This is a genomic window from Streptomyces sp. NPDC054786, from assembly GCF_053611685.1.
Map to the genome: position 1 here is coordinate 71,465 of NZ_JBSHAW010000020.1, position 24,685 is coordinate 96,149.

The window sequence follows — 24,685 nt, forward strand, 5'->3', positions numbered from 1 at the left end:
CAGTCCCGGCCGCCGCCAGATCACCCCGAGCGCAAGGAGCCTGCCATGTCCTCCGTCCTCAAGCCCCAGCCGTGGGACGTGCACCGGCTGCCTCCCGCCGAGGGCAAGAGCTTCCTGGTCACCGGCGGCAACGCGGGTATCGGGTATTTCGTCGCCGAGCAACTCGCCGGCACCGGGGCCACGGTCGTTCTCGGCAGCCGCGACGCCACGAAGGCCGAGGCCGCGATCGTCTCGATCCGCTCCCGTGTCCCCGGCGCCGAGGTGCGCCATCTGCGGCTGGACCTGGCCGATCTCGCCTCGCTCAAGACGTCCGTGGCCGCGCTGGGGCTGGACCGTCTCGACGCGGTGGTCCACAACGCCGGGGTCGCGCTCGACCATCCACCGCGCCGCGAAACCAAGGACGGCCACGAGCTGATGTTCGCCACCAACCACCTCGGGCACTTCGCGCTGACCAGCCTGCTGGCCCCCGTGCTCGCGGCCACGCCAGGGAGCCGGATCGTCACCACGGGCAGCTTCGCGGCCAAGTCCGAACGCCTTGACCTCGACGATCTCCAGAACACCCGCGACTACCGGCCCCAGCGCACCTACGGGCGCACGAAGCTGGCCCAGATGCTCTTCGGCTTCGAGCTCGACCGCCGGCTGCGCGCTGCGGGCAGTACGACGCTGAGCGTGGTCGTCCATCCCGGCGGCGCGCTGGACTCCCTCACTCCCGCACGCCCGCCGGTACGTGTCCGCACCACCGCCGAGCGGCTGTGCGGCCTGCCGCTGGGCCTTCTCGTCCAGGGCAAGGAGGCCGGCGCATGGCCCGCCGTCCGGGCCGTGCTCGACCCGGACGTGCGAGGCGGCCAGATGTGGGGACCGTGGGTGTTCGGGCTACGGGGCCGGCCCAGGGCCGAACCCCTGTGGGATCACCTGGCCGACGTCACGACCGCCGCGCGCCTGTGGTCCGCCAGCTGCGAACTGACCGGCGTCGACCCGGCCTTCGGTCCTCTGTGAGGGAGCTCGTCTCCAGAGCCGTCTGCGGGACGACTGTGGCGCAGACGACAGCGGGAAGCGGATGACGGCGTCGCTGTCGCGTGTTGCGAACAGCGGAGCGTCCACCGGCGGCGTTCCGCGACCGCTTCTCGTCCTAGGAGACCCACAGTGCATTCCAGCGACTCCGCTGCCCGGGCGGCTCAGGTGCTCTCCCGCCCCTTCACCCTGGGCGGTCTCACCGTGCCGAACCGGATAGCCATGGCGCCGATGACCCGCGAGTTCTCGCCGGGCGGTGTCCCAGGTGCCGATGTCGCGGACTACTACGCGCGCCGTGCCGCCGGCGGGACCGGTTTGATCATCACCGAGGGCACCTACGTCGACCACGCGGCCGCCGGGACCAGCGACGCCGTGCCCCGTTTCCACGGAGCGGACGCACTCGCCGGCTGGGAGGGCGTCGTGCAGGCGGTGCATGCGGCGGGCGGGACGATCATGCCGCAGCTGTGGCACGTCGGCATGGCCCGCGCGGCAGGCGCGCCGCCGTTCCCGGACGCCCCGCCCTCCGGCCCGTCCGGCCTCGCCCTCGACGGAAACCCGTCCGGTCACGCCATGACCCGGCAGGACCTCGACGACGTCATAGCGGCGTTCGCCGACGCGGCCGCGACGGCCGAACGTCTCGGCTTCGACGGAGTCGAGCTGCACGGTGCACACGGCTACCTGATCGACCAGTTCCTGTGGTCGGCCACGAACCGGCGCACCGACGCGTACGGCGGCAGCCTCACCGCCCGTACACGCTTCGCCGCCGAGATCGTGGCGGCCTGCCGGGAAGCGGTCTCACCGGACTTCCCGGTCCTCTTCCGGATGTCCCAGTGGAAGATGGGCAACTATCAGGCACGCCTCGCCGAGACGCCGGAAGAACTCCAGGCGGTCGTGGGGCCGCTCAGCGACGCGGGCGTCAGCGCCTTCCACTGCTCGACGCGCCGCTACTGGCTGCCGGAGTACGAGGACTCGGACCTCAACCTCGCCGGGTGGGTCAAGAAGCTCTCCGGCAGGCCGACGGTCACCGTCGGCTCCGTCGGACTCGACAACGAGTTCATCGAGGCGTTCCGGGGCGAGCAGGCGGCCGTCACCGGCATCGACCGTCTGCTGGACCGGCTGGAGCGTGACGAGTTCGACCTCGTCGCCGTCGGACGGGCCCTGCTCGGCGACCCGGAGTGGGCCGCCAAGGTCCTCGCGGGTCGCACCGGCGAACTCCGGCCGTTCGACCCCTCGATGCTGCGGACGCTCAGCTGACGGCTGCGGACTCCGAGCTGACGTAGCACGGTGCGGGGCTGGTCGGTTGACGAACCGGCCGGCCCGGGCCGTGGCGACCACCCGGTGTGCGGTGTGCCGGCGGGGGCGGGCGCCCCGCACCCGGTGCGCCCGGTGCCCGTGTGCTCACAGCGGGTGTCCGGCCGGGGGGCGGGCGATCCGCCCCCCCGTGAGGTGGGCCTGCCGTGCCTCGCACGCGGGATGGGGGCGTGGCAAGGTGGTGGGTGAGGTTGCCTCCCTCGCGCCCATCCGTCGATTCCGATGTGGAGGCTCGCATGGACGACAAGGAGTTCTTCCAGGCAGTGGCGCATCGCACGGGGCTCTCGCGGCAGGAAGCGGCCGATCTCACCCGCGCCACTCTTGAGACGCTCGCCATTCGCCTGAGCGACGGCGAAGCCCGCGATCTGGCCCTCGAACTTCCCGAGCCACTGCGTGGCTCGCTGGAGCGGGGGCGTGGTGAGACGGAGACCTTTGGGCCCGCTGAGTCGATCCGCAGGGTGCGCGAACGCACCGCCCTGTCCAAGTCGGAAGCCACCCGCGGTGTACGGGCGGTGCTGGGGACGCTGCACGAGGCCATCTCGCAGAAGGAGTACGACCACGCCATGTCGCAGCTCGGCAAGGGGTATGCGCGGCTGGTGGAGGCCGGCTGACGGGTCCTTCCCCGTCCGGCCGTGTGCACGGCGGAAGTTGAGGGTGCCGGCGGGCTGGTCGGCCCGGGTCCGCCGAGTGTGCCGTGGCGGGCCGGCAGCCGGTGATCGCGTGGCGCGGTGAGGTGCCGCCTTGCCCGCTCCCGGTCGGCCAACTTCAGCCGCAGCGGCGGCTGTCGGTATGAGGCGCGGCAGTGAAAGGGCTTGACGGGGCCGACTCCTGATGGTGCAGTGGATCATCCACTCAGTCACTGGTTCACTCGGTCCTCGGGTGGAGCACCGACAACTGCTGCCCTGGGAGGGAAATCGTGGAGACGCTGCCCCGTGAGACCGTCGTCGACGTCCTGGAGAACCGGCTGCGGGAGGAGATCATCACCGGCCGCTATCCCGCCGGCGACTATCTGCCCACCGAGCGCCGGCTGGCGGAGCGGTACGGCGTCAACCGCACGACCCTCAAGCACGCCTACGGCCGTCTCCTCCAGGCCGGTCTGCTGGAGACGCGGCACGGTGTGGGCACCCGGGTGCGCGACTTCCTGCGTCTGGGCGGCGCCGATCTGCTGCCGATGCTGGTCCGGCACAGCCCGGACTGGATCGGTGAGATCTTCGAAGTGCGGCGCAGTATCGGCATGTTGATCGCCGAGCGGGCCGCCACGCGCTCGGACGCCGGACACCACGACGAGCTGCGCCAACTGCTGGCGGCGGTCCGGACGGCCGAGGGCGGCGACGCCGTACAGCTGGCGGACATCGAGGTGCACCGCGCGCTGGCCCGCGCCACCGGCAACCGCGTCTATCTGCTGTTGACCAACACCCTCTTCCACGCCTATCTGCCGGTCCGCTCCGCTCTGGTGCGGCCCTTCACCGACCCTGACGCCGCACACGCCCGGCTGGCGCCGGTGGTCGAGGCGGTGGTGGCGGGCGAGGCGGAAGCTGCGCGGAAGGCCGCCGAGAGCTATCTGACCGCCACCGAACGGCTCATGCTGGACGAGCCGGCATGAGCGGCGGCGACAGTGCCCGGGGGACAGCGTTCGCCGAGACCATGCTCGGCTGCGCCCGGATCGACGGTGCGGACGGGACACGGCGGGCCCGGCTCGATCTGCGGGTGGCGGCGCCGCACGTACTGCAGCCGTTCGGGACGACCGAGGCCCGGCTGAGCGGACGCATACGCATCGCCGGATGGGCCGACGACCCGTACGCCACGGGCGAGATGGAGATCTCGCCGCTCGCCCGGCGCCGTATCCGCTACCGGCTGGCCTTCACCGTCCAAGGGCGCCGGCTGACCCTGGACGGCTGGAAGTCCGTCTCGCTGCGCCGTCCCGTCCGGTCGATGACGGTGCTGCCCTACACGCTCCATGACGGGGAAGAACGCATCGGCAGCGGCACCCTGCGCTTCCCCCTGGCCACCGGCCTGGCCCCCTTCCTGGGCAGTGTCCGCTTTCCCCGCCGCGAGGACGGCAGCCGGCACCTGGCGCCGCGCTGGCGCGGAGAGCCCGGCCGTACCGAGGTCTGGTACACCACCGTCACCGACCCGGCGACCGGCCGCGGGCTGTGGCTGCACCACGAACTGACCGCGCCGACCGACGGCTCACCGGCCTTTGTGCACGGCTGGGCCGCCGTCTTCCCCGCCGCGGACCCGGACGGTCCGCAGGGCGCGGTGCGGCATACGCGCTTCGGCCCCGAGCCCTGGCGCGGCGGCGAGGACGGTTTCCGTGCGGACGGCATCGTCGCCCGCCCCGGACACCTGGAAGGAGCGGCCGGCGACTTCCGCTGGGAGCTGACCGAACGTCCCGAGGACGAGCCGCTGTTCACCTTTCCCCGCTGGTCCTGGCGCCGCCCCCTGCTGCCCGCCGCGCAGATCCTCCCGGCGGCCCGTGCCTCCTACGACGGAACGGTCACCTACGGGGGCGAGAAGCTGACCCTGCAGGGCGCGCCGGGTGCCTCCGCCCGTATCTACGGCCACGGCAACGCGCGCCGCTGGGCCTGGTTGCACGCGGACCTCGGCAACGGCGAGGTGCTGGAGATCGTCGCCGCGGTCTCGACACGACCGGGACTGCGCCGCCTGCCGCCCCTGGTCTTCCTGCGACTGCGCCGCGGCGGCCGGACCTGGCCCCGCCGGGCGGAGCGCGCCGCGCTCGGCTGGCTGGGACTCGGCCGCTTCCGCGCCGCCATCGGGCGTCCGGACTGGAGCGTCACAGGACGCGCCGGACTGCGCCGTATCCGCGTCGAGGTGAGCCTGCCCGCCGAGCGCACCCTGCGGCTCGACTACGCCGACCCCGACGGCAGTGCGGCCGTCTGCCGCAACAGCGAGACCGCCGACGCCGTCATCCGCCTGGAACGCTGGCGGGGCCGCTGGCATACGGAGGAGGAGTGGCTCCTCGAAGGAACCGCCCACACGGAGGTGGGGGAGCGATGAGCCTCGCCGGACTCGTCGCCGCCCTCCTGGCCGACGACGGCAGCGAACGCTGGCCGGCCACGGTGCCCCGGCGTCTCGACGACGTGCTGGCCTCGATGCCCGCGCCGGCCCGTGCCGGGATGCGCGGCGCGGCCGGCGCCGTCGACGCCTATGCACTGGCCCGCACCGGACGCCCGCTCGCCGCCCTCGACCCGGCAGCGCGGGACGAGCTGATGACTGCACTCGCCGCCCGGCCGCGCCTGGCCCCGCTGCTCGACCTGGTGAAGGTTCCGGTGCTGCTGGCCGCGGGCACGGAGCGGATGCTCGCCCAGCAGGCGCGCGCGAGGCACGGTGCCGGCAGGCCGGAAACGCGCCCGCTCGCCTTCGCGCCGCCGCCCGACCCGCCGCTGGACTGCACACCCGCAGAGGACTGGCCGGAGCGCAGCACCGCGGACGCGGTGGTGATCGGCTCCGGCGCCGGAGGCGCCATGGCGGCGCGCGTTCTCGCCCGTGCCGGGCTGCGCACCGTCGTCCTGGAGGAAGGGAACCACCACACCACCGCATCCTTCGGGCGCCGCACGCCTCTGGAACGGTTCGCCGAGCTCTACCGCGACGGCGGCGCCACCGTGGCCGCCGGTCGCCCACCGCTGCTGCTGCCCACGGGACGGGCCGTGGGCGGGACCACCCTCGTCAACTCCGGCACCTGTTACCGCGCCCCCGACCATGTGCTGGAGCGCTGGCGCACCGCCTTCGGACTCGACCTCGCCGACGGCTTCGGGGCCCACCTCGACGAGGCGGAGCGCACCCTGGGCGTGGCCACCCAGCCCCTCGACGTCCTCGGCAACAACGGGCTGCTCACCCTCGCCGGGGCGGAGCGGCTCGGGTGGCGGGCCGCGCCGCTGCGCCGCAACGCCCGTGGCTGCAAAGGCTCTTGTCAGTGCGTCGTGGGCTGTCCCACCGGCGCCAAACAGAGCGTGCAGCTGTCGGTGCTGCCCGACGCCTGCGCCGCCGGAGCCCGGATCGTCACCCGGGCACGGGTGCGGCGGATTCTGGTGGACGCCGACCGGCCCGGCGGCCCGCGGGCGGCGGGGGTGGCCGTTCAGCGTCCGGGCGGCGGTGACCTGGAGATTCTGAGTCCGCTGGTGGTGGTCGCGGCAGGCGCCCTGCAGTCGCCGCCGCTGCTGCGCCGCTCCGGGCTGGGCACCCATCCCCGGCTGGGCCGCAACCTCAGTGTCCATCCGGCGACCAGCGTGGCGGGCCGCTTCGCCGACCCCGTGACGGCCTGGGAGGGGGTGCTGCAGAGCGTCGGCGTCGAGGAACTGCACCGCGGCGGCATCCTCATCGAGGCGACCGCCACCCCACCGGGCATGGGCAGTTTCGTCCTGCCGGGCGTGGGCCGTGAGCTGCGCCGCGAACTGGACGCCGCCGACCGGCTGGCCACCCTCGGCGCCATGATCGCGGACCGCCCTTCGGGCCGGGTCCTGGGCCGGGACCGCACCGTGCTCCGCTACGACCTCGACCCCCGCGATGCGGGCCGTCTGATGACCGCGGTACGCGCCATGGGCGAACTGCTCTTCGCCGCCGGCGCCCAGGAGGTACTGACCGGTATCCCCACCGCACCGCGCGCCCGCTCCCTGCCCGAGCTGTCCGCCCTGCTGGACGGGGTGAGCGCCCGCCGGCTCCACCTCTCGGCCTTCCACCCCACCGGAACCGTGGCCGCAGGGGCGGACTCCCGCCGATGCCCCGCCGACGGGGAAGGCCGGCTGCGCGGCGTCCACGGGGTGCTGATCGCCGACGGCTCGCTGCTGCCCAGCTGCCCCGAGGTGAACCCACAGCTGAGCATCATGGCCGCGGCTCTGGGCGTCGCGGAGCGAGCGGTGGCGGCGGGGTGAGCGCAGCACCGTCCCGGACCGCCGCTCGGCCGGGTGGCCCTCGGGGCCCGTTCAGGTGATCGTCCCGTCCTCCGCCGCTCGGCGGCTGAGGAGGCGGGTGGCGCACTTTCCCGGTGGAAGCGCGCCTGGCACGCTGGGCTGGGATCATGGAGACCACGCGAACGCGACGGTTCGCCGGGAACGGAGAAGGGGCACGATGACCCAGGCCCGGACAGTGACGTTCCCTTCCGGTGTGCGGGTGCCCGCGCTCGGACAGGGCACCTGGCACATGGGGGACGACCCCGCGCGGCGTGCCCAGGAGATCGCCGCCCTCCGGCGGGGCCTCGATCTGGGGCTGACCGTGATCGACACGGCGGAGATGTACGGAAACGGCGCCGCCGAGGAACTGGTCGGCGAAGCGCTGCAGGGCCGTCGGGACGAGGCGTTCGTCGTCAGCAAGGTGTTGCCGTTCCACGCCGACAGAAAGGGCACGGTCAACGCCTGTCATGCGAGCCTGCGCCGCCTCAGGACCGACCGGATCGATCTCTATCTGCTGCACTGGCGGGGCAGCGTGCCGCTCCACGAGACCGTCGAGGCCCTGGAATCACTGGTGGCACAGGGCAGTATCGGCTCGTGGGGAGTGAGCAATTTCGACGTCGATGACCTCGCTGAGCTGCCCGACGGCGCCCACCCGCAGACCGATCAGGTGCTCTACAACCTCACCCGTCGAGGCCCGGAGTACGACCTCTTGCCCCGTTGCCGGGAACTCGCCATCCCGGTCATGGCCTACTCACCCGTGGAGCAGGGCCGGTTGCTGGGCCACGAGGCACTGCAGTCCCTGGCTTCCGCCCACGGGAGGTCCCCCGCCCAGGTGGCGCTCGCCTGGGTTCTGCGCCTCGACGACGTCATCGCCATTCCCAAGGCGTCCAGCACCGCACATGTCGAGGACAACCGTGCCGCCCTCGACCTGCATCTCACGGAGGACGACCACCGCCTTCTCGATGAGGCCTTCCCGCCCCCGACCGGCAAACAGCCCCTGGAGCTGCTGTGACCCGCCGTGACCTCGCCGGTTTCCCTCGCGGACACTCGCGCTGACGGCCGGTGCCCGGCCGGCCGGGCACCGGCCGTCACGGAAGGGAACCGCCGGCATACGGACGTGCGGGGGCTGTCTCGGCGCGGTCCCTTCACGTCATCGGGTGGGCTTGCTCGCGCAGGTGATGCAGGTCGTCGCCGTCGGACGGGCGGAGAGCCGCCCCGCGGAGATCGGGCCCCCGCAGCGCTCACAGGTGCCGTATGTGCCGGCGGCTATCCGCCGGGCGGCTCGATCGAGGTCGTCCAGGTCGGCGTGTGCTTGCTTCAGTACGTCCCGCAGGTGGGCACGTTCGAAGGCGACCGTGGCTCCCTCGGGGTCGTGCTCGTCGTCATTGGACGTCAGGGCCGCCGCTTCGACGACGCCGTCCCACAGCCGCGTCAACGAGCTGATCAGCCGCTCGGTGGCGACCCGGTCCTCGTTGATCCGCTCCGTCGCGGCCGTCCATTGCGCCGGTGAGCCCCCGGCGCTTTCGGTGTCATTCTCCACGTCACTACACAACGAAATGGGCGGTCTGCCTATTCCGGCAGGCACCCTTCCGGCCCGGTCCGACGCCATCCGTCGCTGACCCGCCGCTGATCCCGCCAACGGCCGTGAGGCCGTGTGCCGACCGGCAGGGACGGCCGCAGCCGCTCCCATTCGGCCTTTTGCGTCAGATCGCTGCGGCGTCATGAAACACCGCCGGTGCACCCCTCGGCTCTCCGGGTACGGACGAGCACGCACGAACTCCCGCGCTGCGCACTTGATGTGACTGATGGTGTGCGGCGGCGAGCCTCTTTGGCGTCCTCCGAGGTATCTGTACCGTCAGCCCGGCGAGGGGGGCGACCACGTGCGATGAGGAGTTCGGACCGTGACAGCCGTTCAGCAGACGGAATCGCTGCAACCAGCCAAGCGGCGACAGAATGCCGGACGGGTGGTGGTGGATTGGCTGACGACCACCGACCACAAAACGATCGGCACGCTCTATCTGAGTACGTCGTTCGGATTCTTCATGATCGGCGGACTTCTGGCGCTCGCCATCCGGGCGGAGCTGGCCCGACCGGGGCTGCAAATCCTCTCGAACGAGCAGTTCAACCAGGCGTTCACGATGCACGGCACCATCATGCTGCTGATCTTCGCGACACCGTTGTTCGCCGGTTTCGCGAACTGGATCATGCCCTTGCAGATCGGCGCACCCGATGTGGCCTTCCCGCGGCTCAACATGTTCGCCTATTGGCTCTACCTGTTCGGCTCCCTGATCGCCCTGTGCGCCTTCCTCACACCGGACGGGGCTGCGGACTTCGGCTGGACCGCCTACACCCCGCTGTCAGGCCCCATCCGCACCCCCGGAATCGGCGGCGACCTGTGGGTGATGGGACTGGCCTTTTCCGGTTTCGGAACGATCCTGGGGTCGGTCAACTTCATCACGACGATCATCTGTATGCGGGCGCCCGGCATGACGATGTTCCGGATGCCGATCTTCACCTGGAACATCCTGCTGACGGCCGTGCTCGTGCTGTTCGCCTTTCCCGTTCTGGCCGCCGCGCTGCTGGTGCTGGAGGCGGACCGGAAATTCGGTGCGCATGTCTTCGACCCTGCGAACGGGGGCTCGTTGTTGTGGCAGCACCTCTTCTGGTTCTTCGGCCACCCCGAGGTCTACATCATCGCGCTGCCCTTCTTCGGCATCGTCACCGAGATCTTCCCCGTCTTCAGCCGCAAGCCCATCTTCGGCTATATCGGACTCATCGCGGCGACGATCTCCATTGCGGGGCTTTCGGTCACGGTCTGGGCCCACCACATGTTCGTGACCGGAGCGGTACTCCTGCCGTTCTTCTCCTTCATGTCCTTCCTCATCGCGGTCCCGACGGGGGTGAAGTTCTTCAACTGGATCGGCACGATGTGGCGCGGTGCGCTGTCCTTCGAGACCCCTATGCTCTGGGCGATCGGATTCCTGGTGACCTTCCTCTTCGGCGGGCTCACCGGCGTTCTGCTGGCCTCACCGCCGATGGACTTCCATGTCTCCGACTCGTACTTCGTCGTCGCCCACTTCCACTACACCGTGTTCGGCACCGTGGTCTTCGCGATGTTCGCCGGCTTCTACTTCTGGTGGCCCAAATTCAGCGGCAGAATGCTCGATGAGCGTCTCGGCAAAATCCACTTCTGGACCCTGTTCATCGGATTCCATCTCACCTTTCTCATCCAGCACTGGCTCGGCGTCGAAGGCATGCCGCGCCGCTACGCCGACTATCTGGCGTCCGATGGCTTCACCACGCTGAACACGCTCTCCAGCATCGGCTCGTTCCTGCTGGGCCTCTCGGTGCTGCCGTTCCTCTACAACGTCTGGAGAACGGCCAAGTACGCGCCGAAGGAAGTCGTGGACGACCCGTGGGGCTACGGGCGCTCCCTCGAGTGGGCCACCTCGTGCCCGCCGCCGCGGCACAACTTCACCACGCTGCCCCGGATCCGCTCCGAGTCGCCGGCCTTCGACCTGCATCACCCCGATGTCGCCGCCCTGGAGAACGCGAGGAAGGCCGCGCGGCGCGACGTGGTCGCCTCCCGAGAGCCACATGACACCGACCGCCCTTCGGGGAACGAGCCGCGCTGAGCGGGTTGCGCCATGACCGACAGCCGAACGCCGGACAGTCGCACCGTCCAGGCGGGCATCGCCAGCATGGAGGGGTATCTGCTGTGGCAGGCGGAGATCGACCGCGCCCGCAGCGACGCCGAAGCCTTCGTCGACGCCCTCGACTGGCCGACCACCGCCCAACGGGACGAGCTGGTGGGCCTGTTGGTCCGCCGGCAGCTCGACCTCTCGCAGCTGACCCTCACCCGTATCGCCACCCGCGCACTCCAGCTCCGCCGGGAGTACCAGCAGCGCTATGACGTCCTCAAACGCCGCGTCCTGGCAACCGTGCTGGCCCTGCTGGCGGCCCTGGTGCTGCTGAACGTCCTGCTGCTGGCCCACTGAGCGGTGTCACGAACCGAGCCGCCGGTGCCGTGGCCGCCGGCGTCCCGGTCGCCGCGACGCAGCGGGCCGAGGCGGCCCCGGCGCGCCCTCAGGTACGCCCGTAGCGGCTGGTCTGATCGGCGAACTCCAAAGCCATCTCGGTGGTGACCGTGGGGCGGGTGCGGCGGATGGTCTGCAAGTAGTCCCCGGTGGCCGGGCGGGCGCGATGTCCGGATGCGAGGGTGCGCTCGAAGACGCTCTGCGCGACGGTACGCGCCGCCTGCGCGATGTCGGCGGGAGTGAACCCCTCGCTGGCCTCCGCGAGGACGGCGGTGTCGGCCTCGGCTCCCGCCCTGGCGAGGTAGCTGTCCCACAGGGCGCCGCGTGCTTCGGAGTCGGGCGGCCCGACCGGCAGTACATAGTCGAACCGGCCGTGGCGCAGGAACGCCGGGTCCAGTGTGGCCACGTTGTTGGTGGCGCAGATCAGCAGTCTGCCGTCGCGGTCGCGGAACCGCACGATCGACTTGAGGAGTTCATTGACGACTCCCACGGACACCGGGTCGGACTCGCTGCGCACGCTCGCGACCTCTTCGACCTCGTCGATGAAGACGAGTACGTGCTCCAGCTGGGCCACCTGGTCGAAGCGCCGGCTCAGCCCCGTCGCCAGGCCGTCCTCCAGCGCGAGCCGGGACGGGAAGAGCTCCACGAAGGGCCACCCCAGGCGGCTGGCCACCGCCTTGGCGAAGGTGCTCTTACCGGTGCCGGGCGGCCCGAAGAGGACAACGGCCTGCGGTGGTTCGACACCGTGCTCGGCTGCCAGCTCGGGGTGGGCGAGCGGCAGGACGAGCCGGCGCTCGATGAGGCCCTTCTCCTCCGCCATCCCCGCGAGCTTCTCCCACAGCCCCGTCGGCGGCACCACTCCGCCCAGGGAAAGCAGGACGGCGGAATCCTGCGCGGTGACCGCTTCGGCCTTCTCGAAGTAGGTGAGCCCCGGCTGGGGACGGAAGCCCGAGTGGTGCAGGGCAGCGGAACCGGTCTCGCCCTCGGGCAGCACTGCCGCCATCGTCGTGGCGCCCGCCGCCTGCAGGCGGTGTTCGAGAGCCGCCAGCATCGCGCTGCCCATGCCGAGGTTCCGCCATGAGGGATGCAGGCTGATCCGCAGGACCCATGCCCGGTCGCCCTCCACCCGGCCCACCGCGGCACCCACGAGGCGTCCGTCGGCGACCGCGACGACGGTGGGATGGCGCCCCTGCAGCGCCGCGACCACGTCAGAAAGGCGGAAGACCCCGGAGGGGTCGGTGGACGCGCCCTCGGCATCGAGCCGGACGATCGCTTCGAGATCGTCCGGAGAGAAGTCCCGCACATGCCAGCCGGCCATCCGCAGCCTCCTGTGAGGCGCCGCCTTCCCTTCCATGATGCGCCCAGGGCACCCCGGGCGCATCGTTGGTCGACGGCGGCCTCACCCCGACCTGAACGCCCCGTTGCCTGCCGGTGGCGGGGCTCAGCGCGGAGCCACCGCCGCCGGTGAGAGCGGCCCGCCCTCACGAACCCCGCGCCACCCTGAGCGAGCCGGTCCGGGGCGATGTCGGTGTCGATGTCGGCCAGGGCAGTCTTCGTCCCGGACGAGACGGGAGCGGTCATCCATGAGGCCTACCCGAGGCGCTCCACGGCCACGTCCCAACTGACCCGCTGTCACAGCGGCATGGACACCGTCCGGGACGGCACAGGGCCGAAAGGCTCAAGGGGCCGGCACGGGGTCAGGTGGTTTTGGTCTGACCGCCGTCGAGGACGAACTCGGCACCGGTGATGTTGCCGGCGCGGGGGGAGGCCAGGAACACCGTGAGATCGGCGACCTCTTCGGGTTCGCTGATCCGCCCCGTGGAGACGCCCATCTGCCGGGGAACGACCTCGTCCAGCGCCGCCTGGGCAGTACTGCCGGCACCGGCGGCGACGGATTCGGCGAAGCCACCCGGGTCGGTCCAGAACGGGGTGCGCACCGGTCCGGGTGCGACGGCATTGACGCGTACGCCGCGCGGCGCGAACTCCTCCGACAGCGCCTTGGTGAGGTTGCTCAGCGCAGCCTTGGCGGCCGAGTAATCCACCACCATGGGGAACGGAAGGCGGGCATTGACGGAGCTCACGTTCACCACCGCTCCGCCACCGTCGGCGAGCAGCAGCGGCAACGCGGCCCGGCTGGCCCGGACGGCACTGAAGAAGGTCAGATCGAAGACCCGCTGCCACTCGGCGTCCCCGACCTCCAGGAAACCGGAACGGGGGCGGGCGACCCCCAGGTTGTTGACCAGTACGTCGATTCCCCCGTGCTGGTCCGCCGCGGCCCCGACCAGCCGGTCCGCACCGTCGGGCGCCGACAGGTCGACCGGGACAAAGGTGACGTCGTGCCGCTCGCACAGCGCGGCAAGCTCCGGCGTTCGGTTGCGACTGCCGACGACGACCCGTGCGCCTTCACGGCCGAACGCCTCGGCGACCGCCAAGCCGATGCCCTTACTGCCGCCGGTGACGACGGCGACCTTGCCGACGAGGTTCAGATCCATGGGCGTCCGCTCCTCCTCCGGCATCCGGAAGCCGGGAAAACCGTAGAAACCGGGCACATTGGCTCAGTATCACTCCCGGAACCCTCACCGGCACCCGGCACCACGAGCCCATCGGGGCGAACTTTGCTTTCCCGGGCTGCCGGAGCGGTCGCGCCGTGGGCCCGCCGGCCCTGCTCCGTCTCGGCCGGCCACCGAGCGAGACCAGATGAGCGAGACCAGATGAGCGGGGCCGGCCCGGCGGCTTTCAGCCTTCGGCGGCGGCCGTCGGGCCGGTTGTCTCCTCGAGCCCCGGGCAGTACGGATTTTCCATGAGCATGCCGTTGAGCCAGACCTGCGGGTGGGGCCGCGGCTGACGTCCGGAGCGGGTCCCTCAAGCCGTGGCGCGGCGGAGCTTCAGGGTGTTGTCGATGCGGGTGGTCGGCTGCCCGTCCGGACCGGTCTGGGTGCGCTGGTGCTCCTCGCTGCGCAGGACTTCCCACTCCCCGTCCGGCAGGTCGAGCGCCTTGAGGACGTCGTCGGGGGTGGGGAAGTGGATCTCGGGGTGCGGGTCTGGCTCCCAGGAGGGGAAGCCCGTATGTCCGACGACCAGGAGCACTCCGCCCGGTGCCACAGCTGAGGCGGCCTTCCGCAGGATTTCGTTGCGGGGCATATCGCTGGGGGAATGCAGGAATTGGGCGGAGACGAGATCGAAGCTGCCCGCCGGGAACGACGTACTGAGGTCGTGCCATTGCCAGTTGATGCGCCGGGCGGCATCTGCCGCCGTCGCCGCCGCGTGCTGTGCCGCACGGCCGAGGGCGACACGGGAAATGTCAACGGCGGTGACGTGCCAGCCTTGTTCGGCGAGCCAGAGGGCGTCCGCTCCCTCACCGCATCCCAGGTCCAGTGCCTTGCCCGGCATGAGGTCACCGGCCTCCCGGACCAGGGGGGCGTTGGGGCGTCCGCTCCAGATCCGGTCGCTCTCCGCATAGCGGGAGTCCCAGAATTCGTGGTCCGGGATGGTGCTGTCGTGGGTCATCGGCGCGTCCTCCTGCGTGCGGGCTGGATGTGCTCCGGTGCTTTCGGTTCACCCGGGGCACGGGCGGTGTCGCCGCTGCCGCGCCGTACCGCCTTGAGGAGAGGGTCCGCCGAAGGTGCGCAGATCGACAAACCTCTTTGCCGGATCGGCAAAGGGAAGGTGCCGGTTCGGGCCCCGGAGCCGTCCGGTCCTGGTTCGGGAGGCAGCGTCACCCGTGCGGCCATAGCGTGAGGAGAGGGCCGAAGACTTCCCCTCAATGGAGCAAAGAGGTGAGGCGCGATGACCAATGTCGCAGAGCGTGGGTCGCGGAACACCGGGAACCTGGGGCGTACGACCATTGCCGACGGCGTGGTCGCAAAGATCGCCTTTCTGGCAGCCGCTGATTCGCTGGGGGTGCATGCCCTGGGCAGCGGGTTTTCGAGATCGGTAGGAGCCCTGCGCAAACGCGTACCAGGGGGAGGCACGGTCACACACGGCGTCAAGGTCGAAGTCGGCGAGAAACAGGCGGCGGTTGATCTCGACATCATCGTCGACTACGGCGAGGTCATCCCTGAGGTGGGGAAATCCGTGCGCGAGAACGTGATTTCCGCGGTCGAGCGGATGACCGGTCTCCAAGTCGTGGAGGTCAATGTCGCGGTGAGCGATGTGTGGCTCCCCGAAGAGGACGAAAGCGAACCGGAGCGGGTGCAGTAGGCAGCGACACGGCCGGAAAGGAGTTCTCCGCCACGGAGAACTCCTTTCCTCGGGCTTGGGCGGGGCCGGCTCGCGGTGTCGTCTCTTACGCCGTTCCGGACTTGCCCGGCAGACGGGGCACTTCGGGGGACTCGGTGTCCAGCGGTACCGACCAGGAGCTGACCAGTCCCAGGTGTACGCCCTGGCGCGGCAGCATCGCGTCCAGAATCCAGTCGGCGGCCACCTGGATACGGTTCCCCGGCATCGCCATGAGGTGGTAGCCGCGGGTGAGGGCGCCGGCGAGCGGGCCGGAGAGCGGGATGTGGAAGGGGTTGGCCGCGGCCTGGATGCCGCCCAGGTCGACCATGAAGCCCAGGTCGCGGTGCTCGTACGCGCGCGGTGAGCCCTGGCCGCAGGATGCCGCCACATTGTGTGCCGCGACCTTGCCCTGCCGCTGGGCGTGCTGGGCGGTCATCGGTGTCACCTCACCGGGGCGGGTCAGGTCCGGAACGGCCGCGGCGTCACCGCAGGCGAACACCTCCGGCCGGCCGGGCACTCCCAGGAATTCGTCGACGCACAACCGCCCCTTGTCGGTGGGCAGCCCCAAGGAGTCGACCAGCGGGTCGGGCCGTACGCCCACACACCAGATCAGCGAGCGGCTGTGGATGAACTCGCCGTCGTCGAGCAGTACACCGTTCGAGGTCGCTTCCTTGACGGACGTGCGGGTGCGGACATCGACGCCGCGGGAGCGCAGAACGCGGTCGGCGGTGTGCGACAGCCGCTCGTCGAGTCCGGGCAGCAGCCGGTCGGCGACGTCCAGCAGCAGCCAGCGGGGGCGTGGGCCGTCCCGCAGGCCCACGTTCTGCCGGGCCAGGTCATCGGTGAACCGCACTCCGTGGGCGGCGACTTCGGTGCCGGTGTATCCGGCGCCCACCACCACGAAGGTGGTCCTGGCGGACCGTTCGGCGCTGTCCTCGGTCACGCCGGCCAGTTCGATCTGGCGGGTGATGTGGTCGCGGAGGTACAGCGCTTCGGGCATGCCACGGAAGCCGTGGGCATGCTCGGCGACGCCGGGGATCGGCAGCAGTTTGTTGACGCTGCCGACGGTCAGGACCAGCCGGTCGTAGGACAGCGAGCCCGCCCGGTCCTCGGGGTCGGTGTAGTCCACCCGACGGGCATCGAGGTCCACGTCGTGGGCCTGCCCGAGGACGAGCCGGGTGCCCGGCAGGCTCCCGGTGAGCGATACCGCAACCCGGCGGGGCTCCAGAATTCCGGCCGCCACTTCCGGCAGCAGCGGCACATACAGAAAGTAGTCGTGGGGGTTGAGGAGCACGATCTCGGCGGCTCCCTTGGCCAGCCGGGAGAGCGTGCGGGCACATTCGAAACCGGCGAAGCCGGTTCCGACGATCACGATCCGAGGACGACGTCGATTCACGTGGACTCCTGCGGTCGAGGGAGTGCTCAGGCGCTGGGCCGAGCGGCGGTCGCGGTCCGATGTGAGCGGACGGCCCGCGGGTACACCCGTCGGCGGTGTGGTGTCCTGTCGGCTAACCGGTGAGCGGCCGGGTACACATGATGGAGTCGTCGCGCTTCGTTGTTCTCATTGTGACGGCAGCAGCCCTTGGACGGCTCGTCGAGCGAGGACCGTGCAGGCCGGGTGGCGCGGCGGAGGCGATCACGGCCGCGACGACGCCGAAGCGGTGCAGACCGACCCGGCCGGCCACGCCAGGCCGCCCGCCCGTCACAGCCGCGGTGCGGCACCGGCCGGGCCCCGATGGCATGGGGCGGGCGGACGGTGCTGAGGGCGGGCCCATCCCACGTGCTCCGGACCGCGCTCCGCGGCGAGTTGACCCCACACCGGACAGCCGCGCGCTGAAGTCCTGGCTCGACGGGGTGCATACGCCGGGGCTGCGCCGCCACGACCGCGTCCGGTTGCTGTCCCGAGCCGGCCGGGCGCCATACGCGATACGCGCTTCCTCGGACTGCGGGACGACAAACGTGCCGCGGACGTGGTCCGTGCGCGGCCTGCGCACGGCCGACCGTCAGCCGCTCTCCCGCTCCCCGTCCCCCGCATTGTCCCGCGCGATATGCACCGCCGCCTCCTCCGCGGACGCGGCGCCGCCGTCGATCCCGACGTCCCGGGCGGCGATGTCATTGCTGCCCCCGCGCCAGAATCCCTCGTCGGAGCCGACGAGCCGGCCGGCCCGCTCGTCGCCGCATTCCAGGTCCGTGGGTTCCCCCACCCCGTCCGGCAGGTCGCCGATACCGTCGCCGTCGGGTGCGCAGACGTCCGGTACCTCCACGGCCAGCCGGTGGTCGAGCGTCTCGCGGTCGTGCAGCTCGCGCGCGGTGGTCCCCTCGTGATTCACCACGAAGGGACGCTCCGGAGGCGAATAGCCGGTGTCCAGCGTCTCGTCGAGATCCGGCTCGTCCAGGGCGTCCTCCATGTCGAGGTCGTTGGGGTTGTCCTGGGGATCGGATCTGGGCGGCTGATAGACCTCGTCGCCCATTGAGTCGTCGGACATAACCGCCCTCCCTCTTCCCGTGCGCCGGCCCGGCCGCGGGGTGCGGCAGGTGCCTGTACAACCAATTGTCCGCCTCCTGGCGTCTCGCGGCAGCGCCAGGAGACCCGGACCGCCCCGGCCTCAGGCGCGTCGGTGTTCCGTCGCGAGGCCGACGGCCTCGGCGATGCTCTGCACATTGCCGAACCGCTCGTGTGCGGGCAGCCGGTCGGCCATCGCGACCAGCCGGTCCGGTGCGTTGTTCCGCCGGAGGGTCTCGATGATCGCGTTCTTGTCGGCCGGATACAGGCTCCGCCCGAGGTGCTGGGCGAGTTCGGAGCGCAGCCCGACATCCTGCTCGGTCATGCCGCTCGGTGTGCCGCCCCTGAAGTCGCTCTCGGGAGACCACGCCGCCACCGGCTGGTCCTCTCCCGCCGGCTGGAGTTCATGCTCTTCATCGGTTCGCAGGGAGCGCTCCGCCGTCATTTGCCCCCGCAGTTGCTTCTTCATCACGTCATCCCTGGCGGGGCCGGTCTTGTCCGTGCCGTGTTCCATGACCATGGGTGCCTCCGGCTTTACGAGTCGTACAGACCCGACGCGTTACTCCCAGTTTCCCTGGTCCCCCAGCCCTAACAACCCGGCGGCATCGTTTCAACCGTGCACACGGAAATCTTCCGGGCAGGCACGGAAAGTGACGGCAGATGCATATGCCCGCCATGCATACGCCTTTCGGGAACGGGAATTCGTAAGTCACCCCACCACATAACGACATACCGATGACAGTCAGCCGCAGACCGATGACAGCCAGCCGCACACCGGGAGAATCCGCGGAATCCGAGGAAGCCAAGGAGGCAGCGCCATGCGACTCTCGCTCCTGCAACCGGTCATCAACCGGCCAGGCCCCTGGGCGTCCGTCTATGCCAATGTCCCGCACCGCAGCGAGGACGCCGCAAAACAACAAGAGTTGACGGCAAGTGCCACCACGGCGCAGTTGTTCGCGCTCGGCGCGGACGAGGCCACCTGCGGTGCGGTGCACGAGGCCCTGCTCACGCGCCGGGAAGGCGAGGCCGGGACGCACGCCGGACGGGTGCTGTTCGCCGCCCACGGTGCGATCGTGCTCGACACCCCGCTCCCCGGGCCCCTGGCCGCCCCCTTCGCGGCCTGGGGCCCGGTACCCAGGGTCACTCCCTTGCTGGCGGCCATCGGCGACGACCCCGTCTGCCTGGTGGTCCGCCTGGACCGGGCCGGAGCGGACTTCGCCCTCCTCGGCGATCGGGGCACCGAGGACGCCGGCCGGGTCAGCGGAGCCGACTGGCCCCTCCATCGCACCGCCTCGGGTGACCCGTCCGAACGGCACTTCCAGGCCAAGGTGGAGAACACCTGGGAGCAGAACGCAGGAGAGATCGCCGAGGCGGTGCGCGAGGCGTTCGAGAAGAGCGGCGCCGAGGCCGTCGTCCTGGTCGGGGAGGCCCGCGAACGCCACCTGGTGCACGGCAAGTTGCCCGAACCGCTGCGTGCCCTCACCTACGAGAGCGAACACGGCGGGCGTGCGCCCGGCGCCGAGAGCGCGCTCGTGGACCGGGACATCGCCCAGGTCAGGGCAGTCCAGGAACGCGAACACATCGCGCAGGTGGCGGACCGCTTCCGTACGGGCGCGGGCCCCGGGAACAAGAGCGCCCCGCATGCCGCGGCCGGCATCCCCGCCCTGGTCGAGGCGGCACGGGAACACCGGATCGACACCTTGCTGGTCAGCCCGCACGGCGCGGACATCGCCCGGCAGGTCTGGGTGGGCTCCGAGGCCGACCAACTCGCCGTACGCGGCACGGAGTTGACGTATCTGGGGGAGGAACACCCAGCTGTCGCACGGGCGGATGACGCCCTGGTGCGGTCGGCGGCCGCGACCGGCGCCGACATCGTGGTGGTCCGTGACCCGGAGCGCGCACCGTCCGGCGGGCTCGGCGCCCTGCTGCGGGGGACGACGGAAACGGGGCCGGAGTGATCTGGTGACCCGTGCCCTCGGCGGACAGTGCCCGGCCGGCCGAACCGCCCGCCGACCGGGAATCCGGCGGCGGGCGGCGAGTTGGTACCCGGCAGGTGCCTCAGCTCTGGGCTTCGGCCGCCACCGGCTTCGGGATCAGGAAGGACGTCGCAATGGCCGCGGCCAGGATGACCACGCCCGCGATCATGCCGGCGGTGTAGCCGCCGGATGACGACGGGTCGGCCGGCGAGGCGGCGGTCTTGACCGCGTAGAGGAGCGCGAAGCTGAGCCCCGCGCCGAGGTTGAACGCGCCCGCGTTGAGGCCGGGCAGGAAGCCCGGGTTCTCGCTGGGGGACAGGACGATGCCCAGCCCGTTGAGGACGATGTTCGCCACGCCCGCGTAGGCGATGCCCACCAGGATGGACGTCACCAGCAGCAGGACCTGCGAATGGCTGTGCATCGTCAGCAGCATCAGCGCAACCGTCGCCACCGACCCGACCAGGCCGAACCGCAGGATGCGGCCGTAGCCGAAGGTGGCGGCGAGGCGGCCGGCCAGCGGGCCCATGGCCAGCCCGGCGAGCGCGTACGGGGACAGCGTCCACCACGCGGAGGCTTCGGCGCTCATACCGAGACCGGCCTGTGCGTCCTGGGCGAAGGCCGGGATCAGCCCGTTCATCACGGCGAACACACCGGTCATGGTGAGCACGGTGGTCAGCAGGGTCGCCCAGGTCGCGCGCTGCTTGAGGTGCCGCGTGGCGACCAGCGGGTGCCCGCTGCGGTTCTCGGTCCGCCAGAACAGCGCGAAGGCGACCGCGGACAGCACGAGCAGGACGGCGATCAGTGGCCAGCTGGCGGCGGCCAGCTTGCCCGCCTCGTTGAGCGCGATCAGCAGGGAGCCGACGGAGACGACGAGCAGCGCGACCCCGGGCCAGTCCATACGGGTCGCCGCGGGCGAGGTCGACTCGGGGGTCAGCGTGGCGACCAGCACGGTCGCCAGGGCCGCGACGACCGCCATCGCCCAGAAGACCGACCCGAAACCGTGGTTGTCGGCGAGGTAGCCGCCCGCGAGGGAGTCGACACCGGCGATACCGCCGTTGACGGCGGTGATCACGCCGAGCAAGGTGCCGTACCGCTTCGGCTCCTTCACCTCGACCCGCAGCATGATCAGACACAGCGGGACGACCGGACCGCAGACACCCTGGATGACGCGGCCGGCGAACAGCATCGGCACGCTGGTCGCCAGCGCGGCGACCACACAGCCGACGACCATCAGGGCGAGCATGCCGGCCAGCACCCGGCGGCGGCCGATGACATCGCCCAGCCGCGGGAGGAACAGGGAGAACAGCGCCGCCGAGGTGAAGAACGCGGTCTGGGTGAGGCCGATCTCGGCGGAACTGGCGCCGAGGGTGTCCTCGATGTTCTTCAGCGCGGGGCTGAGCATGCTGGCGTTGAGCTGGAAGGCGAAGCACGCCGCGAGCAGTGCCGCGACCAGTACGCCTATCCGGACACCGGATCCGCCGCCGCCCGTCACCTCGGTGGGGCGCTGTGTGGTGGAAAGGTTCATGCCTCGACGTCGCCAATCCGCTCGAGTGCGTCCACGACGAGGTTCCAGAACCGCTCGTGGTCCAGCTTGACCGCGACCTGGGTGGTGCAGTCGTCCGGGGCGGGCGCACGGAAGTCCGTCACGGTCATCCCGACCGTCAGCGCACCGCGCAGCTCGATGTCCACCGGGGCCTTGCGTACGGTCATGACGTCCGGGTCGATGACGTACGCCACCGCGCACGGGTCGTGGACCGGCGGGTACTCGAAGCCCTGGTTCTCGCGGTAGGCCTCACGGAAGAAGTCCAGCAGCTCACCGACGAACCTGGCCGGGCGGGTGCCGACCGCGGCGATCTTCGCATCGACCTCCGGGGTCGCCAGCGCCTGATGGGTCAGATCGAGGCCGACCATGGTCACCGGCCAGCGCTCGTTGAAGACGATGTGCGCGGCCTCGGGGTCGATGATGATGTTGAACTCGGCGACCGCGCTCCAGTTGCCCTCGTGGTAGCCGCCGCCCATCAGCACGACCTCGCGGACCCGCTCCGCGATCCGCGGCTCCTTGCGTACGGCCAGCGCGATGTTCGTCAGGCCCGCGGTCGGGACGATGGTGATCTCGCCGGGCTCGTGGGACATCACGGTGTCGATGATCAGGTCCACCGCGTGCCGGCGGTCCAGCTCGATGGCCGGCTCGGGCAGGTCCGGGCCGTCGAGACCGGTCTCGCCGTGGATGTCCGGTGCCGTCTCGATGGCCCGCACCAGCGGACGCGGGCAGCCGGCGGCAAAGGGCACGCCCGTGATCCCGGCGATGCGCGCCACGGACAGGGCATTGCGGGTCACCTTCTCCAGCGTCTGGTTCCCGACCACGGTCGTCACGGCGACCAGCTCGACGTCGGGATTGCCATGTGCCAGGAGCATGGCGATCGCATCGTCATGCCCCGGGTCGCAGTCGAGGATGATCTTTCTGGCCAACGGAAGAGCCCCTTTGCTCTGCTGCTCGGAACAGCGGTGATGAAAGTGGTGGTGTGCGCGGGCCGGCATGGGCCGGCGCACAGCGCGCCCGGCGGTCGCCCATCGGCGAGCCCGGGCGTGGAGTCAGCCGACGAGCGAGCAGCATGGGAAAACGTTCTCCGGAAACTTGACTCATAGACCTGCTGGTTGTCAATGGTTCAATCTCTGGCCATCCGGCTGTTATCGGGACGAAGAGTGGGTGGGGCGGCCGGGGGATCCGCCGTTCATGGGACAACGTTTGCCAGATGAGCAAGGGGGCGTATGCTCCCTCCGGTTCGGGCGGGCCGAGCGAAGGGAGCCGGGAGACGGTGGCCGAAGTCACGTTGCGGGATGTCGCGCTGGCGTCGGGCTGCTCCATTGCCACGGTCTCCCGTGTGCTGGCCGGCACCCGTCCGGTCGGCGCCGAGACCGCACGCACCGTACGTGAGACGGCCGAGCGTCTGGGCTACCGGCCCAACCATGTGGCCCGCGCCCTGCGCAGCCGTTCCACCGGCACCGTCGGACTCGTTCTGCCGCAGATCACCAACCCGTTCTTCCCCTCCCTCGTCCGGGAGCTGGAGCACGCCCTGCATGCCGAGGGGCGGGCCGTACTCCTCGCCGACTGCGACGACGACCCGGTGACCGAGGCGGCCCGGATCGGCGCGTTCCTGGGGCGGCAGGTCGACGCCCTGCTGCTGATACCCGTCGACGAACGGCGCAGCCGGGAGGCGGTGGCAAGCGCGGCCGCCCGGGTGCCGCTGGTGCTGCTCGACCGCGGCTGCGGTCCCGGCGTCGCCGACTCCGTCGCCGTCGACAACGCGGCCGGTATGGCGCTGGTGCTCGATCATCTGGCTGCCACCGGCCGCCGCCGCCCGTGCTTCGTCGGCGCGGCCGGGACCGCGTCGGCGGCGGTCGAACGACGCGCGGCCTACGAGGCGGGTGCCGGGGCGCTGGATCCCACGGCCCCTGGACGCATCGAACTCGGTGACTTCTCGGTGGAGTGGGGGCGGGCCGCCGTCGACCGCGTCTGGCCGGCCCGCCCGGACGCTCTGATCTGCGCCAACGACCTCATCGCCGCCGGTGCCCTGCAACGTCTGCGGCAACTGGGTGCGGAGGTACCGGGCGAGGTCGCCGTCACCGGCTTTGACGACATCCCGCTCGCGGGTCTCGCCGACCCGGCGCTGACCACCGTCCGCCAGCCGGTCGGCGAACTGGCCGCCGAGGCCGCCCGTCTGCTGAGCCGGGGCCCGGCCGCGGGGGAGCCGGGAGCGCGGCGCACGGTCCGGCTGGCACCGCGGCTGGTCGTACGGGCGTCCAGCGCACCCGTCGGCGCTCCCTTGCCCCGTTGACCGCAGCCGTCTTGACCGGAACCGATCCGCTGACCTCCACTGACCGCGATCGCCTCGGGGCGTTCCTCCCGCGGCGACGAAGCATGCCCGTACCGGTCCCGAAGAACGGCCGGCAGGGGAGAGCCGGAGCGCTCACGACTCTTGACCGTACGCGGTCAGAGAGTAAAGTCTAGACCAATTGGTGCACCCTCGCGTCTTCCACCCCCCACTCAACGAGGCTTCCCGGGGCGGACGTTCGGCGCCCGCCATGGCGTCGGATCCGTCGTTCTCGCGCGGCGGCTTCCTTCGCGAAAGGGTTGTCATGCACAAGAAGAGAAGGCTGGCCCTCGCCATCGGTGCGGGAATCGCCCCGCTGCTCGTCGTCACCATGCCGGTCAGCCCGGCAAGCGCGCACGGATATGTGTCCTCGCCGCCCAGCCGGCAGGCGCAGTGTGCCGCGGGCGCCATCGACTGCGGCCCGATCAAATGGGAACCGCAGAGCGTCGAGGGTCCCAAGGGGCTGACCAGCTGCAGTGGCGGCAATAGCCGGTTCGCCGAACTCGACGATGATGCCAAGGGCTGGAAGGTCACCCCGATCGGCAGCTCACAGACCTTCAGCTGGAAATTGACGGCCCGTCATTCCACCAGCACCTGGCAGTACTTCATAGGCGGGAAGAAGGTCGCCGAGTTCAACGACGGCGGTGCCCAGCCACCGGAGACCGTCTCCCACACCGTCAACTTCGGTGCCATCAAGGGCAAGCAGAAGATCCTCGCGGTCTGGAACATCGCCGATACGGCGAATGCCTTCTACGCCTGCATCGACGTCAACATCGGCGGTTAGGCCGTGTCTTTCGGATCAGCACGGGCCCGCGAGGATCCGAAAGACACGCCCTGGGCCCTGATGCAT

At 70.8% G+C, this 24,685-nt stretch carries 22 protein-coding genes; 13 read left to right on the plus strand and 9 right to left on the minus strand.

The window, feature by feature from the left end; translation table 11 throughout:
- Positions 1–45: 45 nt before the first annotated feature.
- From ACWGI6_RS18400 to ACWGI6_RS18430, 7 genes are all read left to right on the plus strand, one after another.
- Positions 46–996, plus strand: coding sequence for an SDR family NAD(P)-dependent oxidoreductase (locus tag ACWGI6_RS18400; RefSeq protein WP_453268469.1), 951 nt, complete (start codon positions 46–48; stop codon positions 994–996).
- Positions 997–1,143: 147 nt separating this feature from the next.
- Positions 1,144–2,265: an NADH:flavin oxidoreductase gene (locus ACWGI6_RS18405; protein WP_453268470.1), complete on the plus strand. Its 1,122-nt coding sequence runs from the start codon at positions 1,144–1,146 to the stop codon at positions 2,263–2,265.
- A 293-nt stretch (positions 2,266–2,558) separates the two neighbouring features.
- Entirely contained in the window at positions 2,559–2,933 is a 375-nt protein-coding gene (locus ACWGI6_RS18410; protein WP_453268471.1) for a DUF2267 domain-containing protein, read from the plus strand.
- 305 nt (positions 2,934–3,238) lie between these two features.
- Positions 3,239–3,925 carry a FadR/GntR family transcriptional regulator gene (locus tag ACWGI6_RS18415; protein ID WP_453268472.1) on the plus strand — a complete coding sequence of 229 codons (687 nt, stop codon included), beginning with the start codon at positions 3,239–3,241 and terminating at the stop codon, positions 3,923–3,925.
- Positions 3,922–5,340, plus strand: a complete 1,419-nt coding sequence (locus tag ACWGI6_RS18420; protein WP_453268473.1) for a hypothetical protein — start codon at positions 3,922–3,924, stop codon at positions 5,338–5,340. Before ACWGI6_RS18415 ends, ACWGI6_RS18420 begins: the two co-directional genes overlap by 4 nt.
- A complete protein-coding gene (locus ACWGI6_RS18425) occupies positions 5,337–7,211 on the plus strand; it encodes a GMC family oxidoreductase N-terminal domain-containing protein (protein WP_453268474.1) in 1,875 nt (624 codons plus the stop codon). Before ACWGI6_RS18420 ends, ACWGI6_RS18425 begins: the two co-directional genes overlap by 4 nt.
- Before the next feature lie 196 nt (positions 7,212–7,407).
- Entirely contained in the window at positions 7,408–8,241 is an 834-nt protein-coding gene (locus tag ACWGI6_RS18430; protein WP_453268475.1) for an aldo/keto reductase, read from the plus strand.
- A 138-nt stretch (positions 8,242–8,379) separates the two neighbouring features.
- Here the strand turns inward: ACWGI6_RS18430 and ACWGI6_RS18435 are convergent, their stop codons facing one another.
- On the minus strand, positions 8,380–8,769 hold the full coding sequence (locus ACWGI6_RS18435) for a TraR/DksA family transcriptional regulator (RefSeq protein ID WP_453268476.1): 390 nt from the start codon (positions 8,767–8,769) through the stop codon (positions 8,380–8,382).
- 361 nt (positions 8,770–9,130) lie between these two features.
- Here ACWGI6_RS18435 and ctaD point away from each other — a divergent pair, with 361 nt between their 5' ends.
- Positions 9,131–10,864 carry an aa3-type cytochrome oxidase subunit I gene (gene ctaD / locus ACWGI6_RS18440; protein WP_453268477.1) on the plus strand — a complete coding sequence of 578 codons (1,734 nt, stop codon included), beginning with the start codon at positions 9,131–9,133 and terminating at the stop codon, positions 10,862–10,864.
- A gap of 12 nt (positions 10,865–10,876) precedes the next feature.
- Positions 10,877–11,227 carry a hypothetical protein gene (locus tag ACWGI6_RS18445; RefSeq protein ID WP_453268478.1) on the plus strand — a complete coding sequence of 117 codons (351 nt, stop codon included), beginning with the start codon at positions 10,877–10,879 and terminating at the stop codon, positions 11,225–11,227.
- A gap of 88 nt (positions 11,228–11,315) precedes the next feature.
- Here the strand turns inward: ACWGI6_RS18445 and ACWGI6_RS18450 are convergent, their stop codons facing one another.
- From ACWGI6_RS18450 to ACWGI6_RS18460, 3 genes are all read right to left on the minus strand, one after another.
- The gene (locus ACWGI6_RS18450; RefSeq protein ID WP_453268479.1) at positions 11,316–12,584 is read right to left on the minus strand and encodes an ATP-binding protein; all 1,269 of its coding nucleotides are present in this window, start codon (positions 12,582–12,584) and stop codon (positions 11,316–11,318) included.
- Positions 12,585–12,963: 379 nt separating this feature from the next.
- Positions 12,964–13,758, minus strand: a complete 795-nt coding sequence (locus tag ACWGI6_RS18455) for an oxidoreductase (RefSeq protein WP_453268532.1) — start codon at positions 13,756–13,758, stop codon at positions 12,964–12,966.
- A 370-nt stretch (positions 13,759–14,128) separates the two neighbouring features.
- On the minus strand, positions 14,129–14,773 hold the full coding sequence (locus tag ACWGI6_RS18460; protein WP_453268480.1) for a class I SAM-dependent methyltransferase: 645 nt from the start codon (positions 14,771–14,773) through the stop codon (positions 14,129–14,131).
- A 279-nt stretch (positions 14,774–15,052) separates the two neighbouring features.
- On the opposite strand from ACWGI6_RS18460, the gene ACWGI6_RS18465 reads away from it, so the two are divergent.
- Positions 15,053–15,466: an Asp23/Gls24 family envelope stress response protein gene (locus ACWGI6_RS18465; protein WP_453268481.1), complete on the plus strand. Its 414-nt coding sequence runs from the start codon at positions 15,053–15,055 to the stop codon at positions 15,464–15,466.
- Positions 15,467–15,551: 85 nt separating this feature from the next.
- On the opposite strand, the gene ACWGI6_RS18470 is transcribed toward ACWGI6_RS18465, so the two are convergent.
- The 3 genes from ACWGI6_RS18470 to ACWGI6_RS18480 all read right to left on the minus strand — a co-directional run bounded on the left by ACWGI6_RS18470 (position 15,552) and on the right by ACWGI6_RS18480 (position 18,507).
- Positions 15,552–16,856, minus strand: coding sequence for an NAD(P)/FAD-dependent oxidoreductase (locus ACWGI6_RS18470; protein ID WP_453268533.1), 1,305 nt, complete (start codon positions 16,854–16,856; stop codon positions 15,552–15,554).
- 631 nt (positions 16,857–17,487) lie between these two features.
- The gene (locus ACWGI6_RS18475) at positions 17,488–17,970 is read right to left on the minus strand and encodes a DUF5709 domain-containing protein (RefSeq protein ID WP_393905921.1); all 483 of its coding nucleotides are present in this window, start codon (positions 17,968–17,970) and stop codon (positions 17,488–17,490) included.
- Between the two features lie 120 nt (positions 17,971–18,090).
- Positions 18,091–18,507, minus strand: a complete 417-nt coding sequence (locus ACWGI6_RS18480) for a DUF2795 domain-containing protein (RefSeq protein ID WP_453268482.1) — start codon at positions 18,505–18,507, stop codon at positions 18,091–18,093.
- A gap of 298 nt (positions 18,508–18,805) precedes the next feature.
- Between ACWGI6_RS18480 and ACWGI6_RS18485 the strand changes: the two genes are divergently transcribed.
- On the plus strand, positions 18,806–19,945 hold the full coding sequence (locus ACWGI6_RS18485) for a baeRF2 domain-containing protein (protein WP_453268483.1): 1,140 nt from the start codon (positions 18,806–18,808) through the stop codon (positions 19,943–19,945).
- A 100-nt stretch (positions 19,946–20,045) separates the two neighbouring features.
- Here the strand turns inward: ACWGI6_RS18485 and uriT are convergent, their stop codons facing one another.
- Together uriT and uriH are read right to left on the minus strand one after the other, a co-directional pair.
- Complete coding sequence (uriT, locus tag ACWGI6_RS18490; RefSeq protein WP_453268484.1) at positions 20,046–21,488, minus strand: uridine transporter UriT; 1,443 nt, start codon at positions 21,486–21,488, stop codon at positions 20,046–20,048.
- Positions 21,485–22,432 (minus strand): uridine-preferring nucleoside hydrolase UriH, encoded by a 948-nt coding sequence (gene uriH, locus ACWGI6_RS18495; RefSeq protein WP_453268485.1) that lies wholly within the window; start codon positions 22,430–22,432, stop codon positions 21,485–21,487. The genes uriT and uriH overlap by 4 nt, the downstream gene beginning before the upstream one ends.
- A gap of 347 nt (positions 22,433–22,779) precedes the next feature.
- On the opposite strand from uriH, the gene ACWGI6_RS18500 reads away from it, so the two are divergent.
- Positions 22,780–23,799, plus strand: a complete 1,020-nt coding sequence (locus tag ACWGI6_RS18500; protein ID WP_453268486.1) for a LacI family DNA-binding transcriptional regulator — start codon at positions 22,780–22,782, stop codon at positions 23,797–23,799.
- Positions 23,800–24,100: 301 nt separating this feature from the next.
- Entirely contained in the window at positions 24,101–24,619 is a 519-nt protein-coding gene (locus ACWGI6_RS18505) for a lytic polysaccharide monooxygenase auxiliary activity family 9 protein (RefSeq protein ID WP_453268487.1), read from the plus strand.
- Positions 24,620–24,685 lie beyond the last annotated feature (66 nt).

Excerpts from the sequence above, each read along its gene's own strand:
- ACWGI6_RS18400 (WP_453268469.1), top strand. The coding sequence starts at position 46 with ATGTCCTCCGTCCTCAAGCCCCAGCCGTGGGACGTGCACCGGCTGCCT.
- ACWGI6_RS18410 (WP_453268471.1), top strand. The coding sequence starts at position 2,559 with ATGGACGACAAGGAGTTCTTCCAGGCAGTGGCGCATCGCACGGGGCTC.
- ACWGI6_RS18420 (WP_453268473.1), top strand. The coding sequence starts at position 3,922 with ATGAGCGGCGGCGACAGTGCCCGGGGGACAGCGTTCGCCGAGACCATG.
- ACWGI6_RS18425 (WP_453268474.1), top strand. The coding sequence starts at position 5,337 with ATGAGCCTCGCCGGACTCGTCGCCGCCCTCCTGGCCGACGACGGCAGC.
- ACWGI6_RS18430 (WP_453268475.1), top strand. The coding sequence starts at position 7,408 with ATGACCCAGGCCCGGACAGTGACGTTCCCTTCCGGTGTGCGGGTGCCC.
- ACWGI6_RS18445 (WP_453268478.1), top strand. The coding sequence starts at position 10,877 with ATGACCGACAGCCGAACGCCGGACAGTCGCACCGTCCAGGCGGGCATC.
- ACWGI6_RS18450 (WP_453268479.1), bottom strand. The coding sequence starts at position 12,584 with ATGGCCGGCTGGCATGTGCGGGACTTCTCTCCGGACGATCTCGAAGCG.
- ACWGI6_RS18455 (WP_453268532.1), bottom strand. The coding sequence starts at position 13,758 with ATGGATCTGAACCTCGTCGGCAAGGTCGCCGTCGTCACCGGCGGCAGT.
- ACWGI6_RS18460 (WP_453268480.1), bottom strand. The coding sequence starts at position 14,773 with ATGACCCACGACAGCACCATCCCGGACCACGAATTCTGGGACTCCCGC.
- ACWGI6_RS18465 (WP_453268481.1), top strand. The coding sequence starts at position 15,053 with ATGACCAATGTCGCAGAGCGTGGGTCGCGGAACACCGGGAACCTGGGG.
- ACWGI6_RS18475 (WP_393905921.1), bottom strand. The coding sequence starts at position 17,970 with ATGTCCGACGACTCAATGGGCGACGAGGTCTATCAGCCGCCCAGATCC.
- ACWGI6_RS18480 (WP_453268482.1), bottom strand. The coding sequence starts at position 18,507 with ATGGTCATGGAACACGGCACGGACAAGACCGGCCCCGCCAGGGATGAC.
- ACWGI6_RS18485 (WP_453268483.1), top strand. The coding sequence starts at position 18,806 with ATGCGACTCTCGCTCCTGCAACCGGTCATCAACCGGCCAGGCCCCTGG.
- uriT (WP_453268484.1), bottom strand. The coding sequence starts at position 21,488 with ATGAACCTTTCCACCACACAGCGCCCCACCGAGGTGACGGGCGGCGGC.
- ACWGI6_RS18505 (WP_453268487.1), top strand. The coding sequence starts at position 24,101 with ATGCACAAGAAGAGAAGGCTGGCCCTCGCCATCGGTGCGGGAATCGCC.